Annotated in this window: 7 protein-coding genes and 1 pseudogene; 5 read left to right on the top strand and 3 right to left on the bottom strand. The window is 72.9% G+C overall.

Going from position 1 to position 10,139, the window contains the following annotated elements; genetic code table 11:
• The 5 genes and pseudogenes from ACH4T9_RS21330 to ACH4T9_RS21310 all read left to right on the top strand — a co-directional run.
• Positions 1-102 (top strand): annotated as a pseudogene (locus ACH4T9_RS21330) (type I methionyl aminopeptidase); the annotation flags it as partial.
• 160 nt (positions 103-262) lie between these two features.
• On the top strand, positions 263-877 hold the full coding sequence (locus tag ACH4T9_RS21325) for a hypothetical protein (protein WP_396673424.1): 615 nt from the start codon (positions 263-265) through the stop codon (positions 875-877).
• Positions 878-929: 52 nt separating this feature from the next.
• Positions 930-1,334 (top strand): hypothetical protein, encoded by a 405-nt coding sequence (locus tag ACH4T9_RS21320; RefSeq protein WP_396673423.1) that lies wholly within the window; start codon positions 930-932, stop codon positions 1,332-1,334.
• Between the two features lie 167 nt (positions 1,335-1,501).
• A complete protein-coding gene (locus ACH4T9_RS21315) occupies positions 1,502-1,894 on the top strand; it encodes a hypothetical protein (protein WP_396673422.1) in 393 nt (130 codons plus the stop codon).
• Positions 1,891-2,112, top strand: a complete 222-nt coding sequence (locus ACH4T9_RS21310; RefSeq protein WP_396673421.1) for a hypothetical protein — start codon at positions 1,891-1,893, stop codon at positions 2,110-2,112. Before ACH4T9_RS21315 ends, ACH4T9_RS21310 begins: the two co-directional genes overlap by 4 nt.
• 149 nt (positions 2,113-2,261) lie before the next feature.
• Here the strand turns inward: ACH4T9_RS21310 and ACH4T9_RS21305 are convergent, their stop codons facing one another.
• The 3 genes from ACH4T9_RS21305 to ACH4T9_RS21295 form a co-directional block, all read right to left on the bottom strand.
• A complete protein-coding gene (locus tag ACH4T9_RS21305; RefSeq protein ID WP_396673420.1) occupies positions 2,262-3,353 on the bottom strand; it encodes a DUF3068 domain-containing protein in 1,092 nt (363 codons plus the stop codon).
• A gap of 107 nt (positions 3,354-3,460) precedes the next feature.
• Positions 3,461-8,386 (bottom strand): alpha-(1->3)-arabinofuranosyltransferase family protein, encoded by a 4,926-nt coding sequence (locus ACH4T9_RS21300; protein ID WP_396673419.1) that lies wholly within the window; start codon positions 8,384-8,386, stop codon positions 3,461-3,463.
• Positions 8,383-10,107 carry a substrate-binding domain-containing protein gene (locus tag ACH4T9_RS21295; protein ID WP_396673418.1) on the bottom strand — a complete coding sequence of 575 codons (1,725 nt, stop codon included), beginning with the start codon at positions 10,105-10,107 and terminating at the stop codon, positions 8,383-8,385. The genes ACH4T9_RS21300 and ACH4T9_RS21295 overlap by 4 nt, the downstream gene beginning before the upstream one ends.
• Positions 10,108-10,139 lie beyond the last annotated feature (32 nt).

Genomic DNA, 10,139 nt, shown 5'->3' with positions numbered 1-10,139 from the left:
ACACTCCGAAGCGCGACAGGCTGCCGGACAGCGCACAGTGAGCACACGATCGCCATCACCGACGACGGAGCCGAAATCCTCACCCTGCCGAAGCAGACGTAACCGTGAGGTGACAGCCATCCGCGTTCCCCTCGTGGTCGACGACAGGTGGCCGGTCAGTGAGGTCGCGGCCCGTGCGGCTCTGGCAGCGATGCGACAGCGGCCGGCCCCTCAGGCCGAACGGGTACTGGCACGGCCATAGACGACAAGCAATCATGCTTCCATGGATCCTGCTCCGGTGACCGTCGCTGCCGACCCATCACCGCCCCGCCGGATCTGGTACGTCGTTCCGGCGCTGATCGCCGTCGGCGGCGTGCTGGCCGCCGCCGCGATGCTGTTCCTGATTCCCTTCGGGGGTGACCTCGGGCAGCGCGTCACGCCCGGGCAGCCGATCACCGTGCATGTGCCCCAGGCCGGGAAGATGGTGTGGGTCAAGGGCGAGCAGTATTTCCCAGCCTGCCACTACTCGGAGGCGGACACCCAGAAGCTCGGAGAGTCGAGTCTGGTTTCGATGCTCTCCGACGATCTCACCTTGGAGGTGGACGGCGAGCGTTGGCGCGGCGTACAGATGATGTACGCCAAACCGGCCGGCCCGTACACGCTGACCTGCACGGTTTCGGACGAGCACCTCACCTCGTCCTTCTCGATCGGTGATCCTCCCCGGTTCCACGATGCGCGTTCGAGGGCGCTGGCGGCGCTGGCCGCCTCGGCCCTGGCATCCCTCAGCGTGCTGGTCGGTGCCGTGTTGACGGTGGTCATCGCGGTCCGGCGCCATCGGCACGGAAAGCGTCTCGCCGAGCGGAACCTGACGAACGGACAGCGCCGGTCCGGCGCGTAGCCGCCCGCGATCGCCCCCCACCATGCCCGCGGGGGCGGTGCCACCCTCGTGGGTGGAGAGCCGCTCGCTGCGGCGATTCTGGTTGCCCTTCAACACGTGCGTTGCCCGAGTCGACGCGATGGCGCACGCGCCGGCTGCCTTCCGCCGGCTCGGCGACCGGCTGGCCAGCCGAGGCGTGGACGGTGGCGTGGCGACGTCTGGGCGATGTTCCATCCGGGTCGGCGTTGCCGTGGTTGTACGGGGACCGGGCCGGGCGCGCCGGGAGGCGTTCTCGATTACGTCGAGCGCCCACGGACTCCCTGCCCAGTACACGGTGATCGTCGATCCAGGCTCCGGTGCGCTGTTGGGATATGAGGCGGTACTGACTACGACGGCGGGGAGACTGAACGTGACGATTCCCGCGGTGACCTCCTACCGGTCGTACCTGGTCGCCGAGTATGCCCTGTTACCCGGATGATGTGGGTCGGAGGGGCATCCGTGGCCCCTGGCGGCTCAAGAGCGCCTCGTCCCTCCTCTTCCGCTGCGCCGACTCGGCCATGTGTGAACCGGTAGTTGGCAGCTCAGGGCCCGATAACGGGCAGTGGCTGACCACGAATCCGTCCACGTGTGTACTAGCGTCAAGGTGTGAAGGATCGTGTTGCGGCGTACGAGCCCCTGACAATGGAGCGCCTCGGTGCCCTGCTCGCAGGAGCCGATGAGGCGGAACGGTGGCGGTACGTGGCGGAGTTCCTGGAGGAGTACCGCTGGGAACCGGTCGAGACGCGCGTTGGTCTGCTGGACTCGGAACCGGCTCTCACCGGTGACGAGCATTGGGACGTGTTCCTCGCGGCGTTGGCGGAGCATGTGGCGGCGAAGGACGGGCGCGGTGCCCCCTCGTGGGTTGAAACGCGCTCGCTGCGGCGATTCTGGTTCCCCTTCAACACTCGCGCTGCCCGAGTCGACGCGATGGTGCACGCGCCGGCGGCGTTCCGGCGTCGCGGTGTGTACGTGGCGGCCCAAGAGTTGAACGTCGCATGAGCGCCGACGATCCGCTGCTGGATCGTACAGCGATCGAGGAGGCCTTCCGCCGGCTCGCCGCGCGACGTCGGGATGCCGAGGACATCCGTTTCCTGGTCAAGCATCTCGGGCTGACCAGCTCCGAGCAGGTGCTCACCCTGTGTATGGAGATCTTCCCAGAAGAAGAGGTTCCGGGCCGAGCGAGACTCGTGCTCGATGACGTGTTCGACGGTCGGTAACCCGGCGAGCGGGCACGGCAACTGTGCCGTGTCGGGGCCTGCTCGGCGAGGTCTGCGGCCGTTCGCGGTGCACCGAAGCATCGGATGCGACTGAGGTGCCGGCCCGACCGGGCCGGCACCTCAGGGGCGCATCCGTCGAACTGGTCGGCCTACCTGTCGGCCCTCTGCTGCCGGTCGGGATCGGCCGGTGGCCCGTCGCGTACCGGGTCCGTGGTTCCCCCCGGACCCGTGTCGGTGTGGCGGCCGGAACCCCGGCGTGGCCCCGGGGCGCTGCCGCCGACCGTCGCCATGCGGGGACGGCGCAGCGTCATGAGGAGACCGACGATCACCAGCGCCAGGCCGATGACCGCGAGCGCGAGCGGACCCCACAGCTTGACCATCTGGAGCAGCTGCCGGTTGGAGCCCGCCTTGTCGGCGCTGCCTGCGATCGTCTCGTCGGTGTAGGTGAAGACCGCGTCGAGGATGACGGTCTCCTGCCCGTTGTCGCCGACGAGCTTCTTGCTCTGCTTCTCCTGCACCTTGATGAACTGGCCGGTGGCCGGCTCCACCCACACGGTGCGGGTGTTGCTGTAGCTGACCCGGCCGGTGGTGGCACCGGGCACCAGCTGGCCCACCAGGAGCTTCAGGCGATCGGCCGGCAACGGCTGCGTCGCGTCGCGGATCTCCTGGGTGAACTGGTAGGTCTCCAGCCCGTTGATCTGCTCGGTCTTGATGAAGCGTGCCGGCTGGGTGGTGTTGATGTCCCGGTCGAAGATCTCGTAGGTCTTCTTCTCGGTGCCGAACGGGAACTTGTAGATCTGGCCCGAGTAGTTGACGCTCTGCCGGTTGCTGCCGGTGTCGAGCCACTGCTTGTCCCACTGCTGGGCGGCGCCGGTCTTGCGGTCGAGCGCCAGCGACGTGCTGTAGGCGCTGATCAGGGCCTTGGTGTCGGTGCGGACGACCTCCTGCCCGACCAGCCACACGACGGCGTCGCCGTCGAGCCGGCCGTCCAGCTTGGCGGTCTCCGCGGTGTCCGGCGTTACGGTGATGGTCGAGCGCAGGGTGCCCTGGTTCACCTCCGCCTTGCCGTTGGTGATCTGCATGAAGCGGGCGTTGGGTGCCTCGGCGACGGACTGGGTACGCTCCAGGTCGTACGGCAGACGCTCCGCCTGGGGTGCCACGACGAACGCGAGACCGCCGGCGAAGACCAACGCGAGGACACCGACGCCGAACAGCGCGGCGCCGATGACGCGAGACCTCATAGTGCCTCCACGTATTGAGGGACGGTTAGTTCGGCAGGCGGACTGCTTGCCGGCTGCCAGAGGTTACTACCGAGTTACATCCCGAAGCGACCCCTGCGCGGCATCTTCTACGCTCGATCGCCGGGTTCCGCCGTTTTCCGGAGCACCATCGTGAAGTTCCACGTGAGCGTCTCCCGCAGCGCGGGGATCCGGGCGACCCACCGCGCCCACCCCGGGTGGTACCGGGGCAGCACGTCGACGATGTCGATGGCGCCGGCGCGCCGGGCCGCCCTGGCCCACCGCATCGCCCGCCCGGCGCTGACCGGGAACAGGGTGTGCCCGACCCGGTTCTTCGGCTCCCGGCCGTTGCGGCGCAGGTAGCGCAGCCGGGCCCGCTCGCCACCCAGGAAGTGCCACGGCGAGGTCTCGTGGCCGCCCCACGGGGACAGCCACGGGGTGAACGACACGAACACGGTGCCGCCGGCGCGGGTCACCCGGACCATCTCGTTCAGCATCGCCTCGGGGTCGGCGACGTGTTCGAGCACATTGGACGAGTAACAGACCTCCACCCCACCGGTCCGTACGGGCAGCGCGGTCCCGCTGCCCCGCAGCATGCCCGACACCGCCGCACCGGCCGCGGCGAAGTCACCGACGGCCGGGTCCAGACCGATGTACGCCGCGCCGGCCTCCCGGAACTCGGTGGCGAAGTAGCCGGGGCCGCCACCCACGTCGAGGACCCGCGCGCCGGCGAGATCCACGTAGGACCGCAGTTGGCGTACCGAGTCCTTGGCGAGCAGCGAGTAGAACCGGTCGGGGTCTGACTGTTCGTGCAGGAAGCCGCGGAACAGCGCGACCGACCGGCCGAGCGTCGCCCGGTACCGATTCTCGTCGGGTGGCGCGGGCGCGGGCTCCGGCGACGGCTCGGTGTCGGCCTCAGGCGGCCGGCCGGCGGCCGGCACCACGGTCGCCGCGACGGCGCACACCGCCGCGAGCATCGCCGCCTGCACGACGGTCCCGTACACCCACTCCTGCCCGTGCCCCAGCAGTCGGCCCAGGACGGCCACCGAGATGCCGCCGGCACCGGCGACGAAGGCGATCCCCGGCAGCGCACCCGGCCGCAGCAGGCGCACCAGCATGGCGGCGAGCAGCAGCACGGCCGCGGCCACGCCGCCGAGGGCGACCGCGAGCGCCATCAGCGGCACCACGACCCACCATTCGCCGCCGGTACGGGACGGCCGGTCCGTCGCCGGGCCCACCACCGGGCGGCGGCGTCGAGCCGGCACGAGCGCGGCGAGTCCGACGACGAACACGGCGACAGCACCCGCCACCAGCCCGGCCCGATAGGGCCGGTCCGGGGTGAAACTGAGCGTCACGGTGCCGCCGCTGCCGGCCGGCACCTCGAACGCCTGCTGCCAACCGTCGACCCGCTCGGCCCGCAGCCGCCGGCCGTCCAGCGTCGCGGTCCAGCCGGCGTTGAAGTTCTCCGTCACGACGAGCAGCGCCGCCTCGCCCGCGCCGACCGTGACCGTCCGGTCGGTGGCGGCCCACCGCCCGACCTGCACGTCGCGCGACCGTGTCGGCGCCGCCCGGTCGGTCCCGTCCGGCACGAGCGCTGCCGAGTCCACGACGAACCCGGCCGAGGGCACCGTGCGCAGGCGGTGTTCGCCTGCGGGGAGCTGCACCCCCTCGCTCGCGAAGTCGTCGCACACGGTCACCGCCAGCGACCGGCCGGCGCGCAGGTCCGCCAGGGTGCCGGATACCGAGGTCGGGTACCCGACGCCGTCGAGCGACACCGTCGGCCCACCGCCGCACGGCACCGCCACCGGCGTGTCGGCAGCGGTCGGCCGCAGGAGGCCGGCGAGCGCGGGAACCTCGACCTCGGCGATGCCGACCGGCGCCGGCCACGCGTTGCCGCGCGGGTCGGCCACCGCGCCGTCGAACGCGGTCACCGCGATGTCCAGTCGGTCGGTGGTCAGCGCCGGGAAGCGGATCCAGCCGTCCGCGTCGACCGGCGCGGTGGTCGAACCGGACCGGGTGCGCAGTACGACCTGCCGCGGCCGGGCGGAGACCGGCGCCGTCGGCGCGACCAGTCGCACCCGGTCGATCTTCCGACGCTGATCCCACCGCAGGCGCAGTGTCGGACGGTCGTCGACCGGTTCCGCGAGCCATGCCGTGGTCGGATCGCCGTCCACCGCCGCGTCGGCGGCGACCGTGGCGTCCCCGGCGAGCACCGACGAAGCCGACGCGGTCACCGGGCGGTCCACCGGCATCGACCCGCCCGTGCGCGGTCGCGCGGTCAGGCGCAGGTGGTACGTCGCGTCCACCGGCGTCGCGAAGAACCGGTCCACGCCCAGCGGCTCCTCGCCCGTACGGGCCAGGAACTGGTCGCAGCGGAGCCCGTCCGGGCCGGTGAAGCAGGCGCCGCGGTCCTGCGGGGCGCGGCTGAACGCGTACGCCGGCGCCGGCCCCCCGCTCAGGTCCGCCGGCGCGCGCAGCCCACGCTGGGCCGCCAGCCCCGCGACGCCGAGCTCGCGCAGCGCCACCGCGCCGCCGCTGTAGCCCTCGCGGAGGGCGAGCACCGTCACCCGTACGGTCGTGGTCAGGCCGGGGAGCGTCTCGAGCCGGTGCGGTCCGGGAGTGTCGGGCACCGCCCGGTCGACCGCACCCTGGTCGGTGCTGACCCGCACCAGCCCGACCGGGAGCGCCACCCGCAGGTCGTCGGAGAAGTCCACGGTCACCTCGGTGACCCGGCGCGGCGTGTCGAGGGTGAACTCCAGCCACTGGCCCGAAGCCGGTTGGAACGGGTCGGAGCGCCAGGCGGTGGCCGGGTCGCCGTCGAGCGCGGCGAACGGGAGGTGGGACGGCTCGGTGCCGCCGCCGGAGTCGGCGAAGCTGGCGCTGCTGGACGCGTCCACCGACCGGATGCCCTGGTACACGGCGACGGTCTGGTGCCCGTCGGCGGCGAACGGGAGCAGGTCGGTGCGGATCCGTCCCTGCCGGGTCGCCTCGTCGGCGGTCAGGGTGTGGCTGACATTGTCGCGCATCCGGCCCACGTTCAGCTCGCGCCGCCGCAGCCCGTCGGTGACGATCCGCGGACCGGCCGCGTCGGCCGGTTCCGCGTCGCCCGTCAGCAGGACCGGCTGCCGCGGGTCGAGCAGGCCCTGATCGAGCACCCCGAGCAGCGACTCCGGTCCGCCGCTGACCACCGGCACGTCGGCGCGGGCCGACGCCGACACGGTGGGCACCGCGCGGTCGACCGCGAAGATCTCGATCGCCGGTACGGACTCCGCCGCGTCCACCGGGCTGCGCTGCGGATCGTCGACGCTCACCTCGGGACCGAACGACGCGGCCGGCCGCAGCCCCGGGGAGCCCGCGATCGCCTGCCGGATGACCGCGACCGGCGGGGCGCCGCTGGCCGTCCGGTCGATGTCGTGGCGGACCAGCAGGTAGCGGTAGCCGGAGCGGGCGAGGAAGTCGGCGAGCGCCGGTGAGCCCCGGCCCTGCGCCAGGACCGTCTCGACGGTGTCCATCACCCGGATGTTGCCCTCGGAGCCGAGCGGGATCTGGTGCCGGGTCGCCCAGGGGGCGCCGGTCAGCGGCTGAAGTGGCTCGTCCACCGTCCGGCCCCAGGTGTGCTGCGCGAACCCGGACCCGGGGACGACCAGCGTGCGGGCCTGCGGATCCTGCGCGGCGAGCCAGCCGGCCGCCTGCCGCCAGTGCGTGGGCAGGTCCGTCCAGCCAGGACCCGGCCGCAGCATGAGCAACCACGCGGGCGCGGACGCGACGAGCAGCAGGACCGCCACGACCGGCGCCGCAGGGATCCGCACCCGGCGGGGGGCGACCAGGTAACTGGCCGCGTGGGCGAGGCCGAGCAGGAGCGGCAGCCGCAGCACCGGCTCGAACTTGTGCACGTTGCGCAGCGGCGCGAGCGGCCCGTCGAGCAGGTCGCGGACGAACGGGGCGAGCGGGCTGTCCAGCGTGCCGAGGTAGCCGGTGGTCAGCAGGGTCAGCCCGGTCAGCACGCCGAGTACGAGAAAGCGGCGCTCGGGCAGGCCGCGCAGCGCGAGCCCCACCAGGCCGACCAGGGCGACCAGCGCGGTCGCGGCCATCAGTACGGGGTTGTCGATGAGCACCCAGCCGGCCGGCCACCAGGGTTCGCCCTGGACGACGTAGCCGACCCACTGGTTGGTGCCGCGTACGGCCTGGAAGAGCGAGGTCACCGCGGTGGTCGTCGCCGACGACTCGATGTAGTCCAGGAACGGCAGACTGTACTGCCCGAAGAGCAGCAGTGGCGCGACCCACCAGAGGGTCGCGCCCGCCACGAAGACGCACCACCAGGCGGTGAGCACGGCCAGTTGCCGGTCCCAGCGCCGGGTCGCCAGCCAGAGTGCGGGAAGCACCAGCGCCATCACGGTGGCGGCGGCGTTGATCCCGCCCATGAAGAGCACGGCGAGCCCGGAGAGGGCCGCCGCGCGCCGGGCCGATCCGATGCGGCGCACCGCCGCCAACGGCAGCAACACCCACGGCAGCACGACCACCGGCAGCATCTCCGCGGAGAGTGGGCCGATCTCGGTCAGCATCCGGGGCGCGAGCGCGTAGGCCAGCCCGGCCAGCAGCCGCCCGGGCTCGGCACCGATCCGCAGCGCCCGGGCGAGCAGCACCACGCCGAGGTACCCGGCGCAGAGCAGGAGTGCGCTCCAGGCTCGCTGGGTCACCCACGGGGGCAGGCCGAGCAGGTCACCGACGGCGAAGAACGGGCCCATCGGGAACAGGTAGCCGTACGCCTGCTGCTGCAGTTCCCCCGAGGCCGCCTCCGGGTTCCACAGGTGCAGCGCCCGGGCCATGAACCCGATCGGATCGACGGCCAGGTCCAGCTTGGTGTCGAAGGTGGTCCGGCCGGGGCGCTGCAGCACGGCGACCATCACGAGGAGGAGCGCGCCCGCCCAGGTGGCGAGACGCCGCCGGCGACGGTTTACCGCTTGGGGGCCGACGGCCGCGTCCACCGGCCGGGCGGCGGTCGGCCCGGGAACGCGGTCCCGCGTGGTGGCCGTCATCGGCGGCACTTCGGCGGCAGGCAGCTGAACTCGGCCAGCGCGGAGTAGAAGATCTGCTGGATGCCGGACGGTCGCGGGGTCAGCGCGACCCGTCCGCCCGTGGCACGGGCGATCTGTCTGAGCTCGTCCGGATCGATCTCCGGGCCGACGCCGATGAACAGGATCGGCACCGGGCGGCGCTTGTCGCGCAGCCCGGCCAGCTCGTCCAGCAGCTCCGCACGGCTGATCCCGCTGGCGTTGTCGTCCTTGCCGTCGGTCAGGACCAGCACCATGTTGATCCGTCCGACGGTCCAGTTCCGGGTCGCGTCGCGGTACGCGGCGAGCGTGGTGTCATAGAGTCCGGTCGCGCCGTTCGGCTTGACCCGTACCCGGTCGAGCGCGTCCACGATCTCCTCACGGCGCGGGCCGACCGGACCCACCGGTACGACCTCGCGGTAGTCACGCTCGCCGTCCAGGTCGGTGGAGAACTCCCAGACGCCGAGCTCGGTGGTGCCCAGGAGCAGCTCCGCCCCGCCCTGCGCGGCCTTGATCGTGGCGGAGAGCCGGGTCTGCGTCGACCCCGGCAGCCGCGCGGCCATCGATCCGGAGATGTCCAGGACCGCGAGCATCCGGGCGCTGATGTGCACCCCGCCCCACGCGTTGAGCAGCGCGGTCGCGTCCGCCTCGGCGGGTATGGAAGCCGGCGGGTACTCCCCGGTGCGGATCCCGCTGCCGGCGGGGATGCCGGCGGGTGACCCGCCGCTCGGGGTGCGCAGGCCGTGGCCGGTCAACGCCGCCGCGCCCTCGGTGGCGAGCATCCCGCGCAGGAAGGCGGCGGCACCGTCGCGGCGCGCGTCGGAGGCGAGGATCGCGTACGGGTAGTCCGGGCCGGGCACGGGCGCCGGCGGGTAGACGGCGACCTGGCGCGTACCGCCGCCGGCGGCGGCGGACAGGAGGATCGCCTGCTCGGTGCTGACGACCGCGGATTCGGCCGCACCAGGGCCGGTGGGTGCGGGGGCCGCACCGGGGAACGGCACCGTGCGGGCCGCCAGTCGACGCATGATCGCCGCCGCGCCGGCCGCACCCGCCGCCGGTCGGGCGGAGTCGGCGAGCGCCCGGATGCCCACCAGCGCGCCGAAGCCGAGCGGGCTGGCCGTCGGGTCGGGCAGCACGACGGGCAGCGGTGGTCGTTCGGCGGCGACCAGACTGGTCCAACCGAGGTCGCGGTCGCGCCTCAGCCGCGCGGCCGACCGCTCGTCGAGCGACAGCACGACCGGGGTGCTCGCCACGGAGACGCCCTCCGCCGGCACCTGGAAGGCGCCGGCGGCGTGGGCCCGGCGCAACCACAGCGTCGACTCCGGCAACCAGGCGTCGGGGGGAGCGGCGGGAGCCGAGGTCGTGGCCGTCACCGTGGGCGGCGGACCCGTCGCTGTGCCGGTCCCCGCACCGCCGGCCGCCGGGCGGATGAGGTCGCGCAGCACGTCCGCGGACTCGCGCGCCTGCACCGTCACGTCGAGGCAGCGTTCCCGGGCGGCCAGGTCGCGCGCGACCTGTCGGGCGGGCGCTTCGACGCTCGGCGCCACCGCGATCCGCAGCGCGGTCCGTTGTGTACACGGCGGTTCACGCCGGGTCCGATCGAGGTAGCTGGTCGCACCCCAACCGCCGAGCACCGCGACCAGCGCGACGCTCAGCAGCAGGACCGGCCAGAACTCCGGCCGGTTCCGCAGGCCGCCGTTCGCCACACTTCCTCCTCTGTGACGTCACCGTTGCGGAA

Origin of the sequence: Micromonospora sp. NPDC020750 (assembly GCF_044334565.1) — a bacterium.
Lineage (GTDB): Bacteria > Actinomycetota > Actinomycetes > Mycobacteriales > Micromonosporaceae > Micromonospora.
Note: the sequence above shows the minus strand (reverse complement) of the source record. Positions and strands in the feature narration are given on the sequence as shown.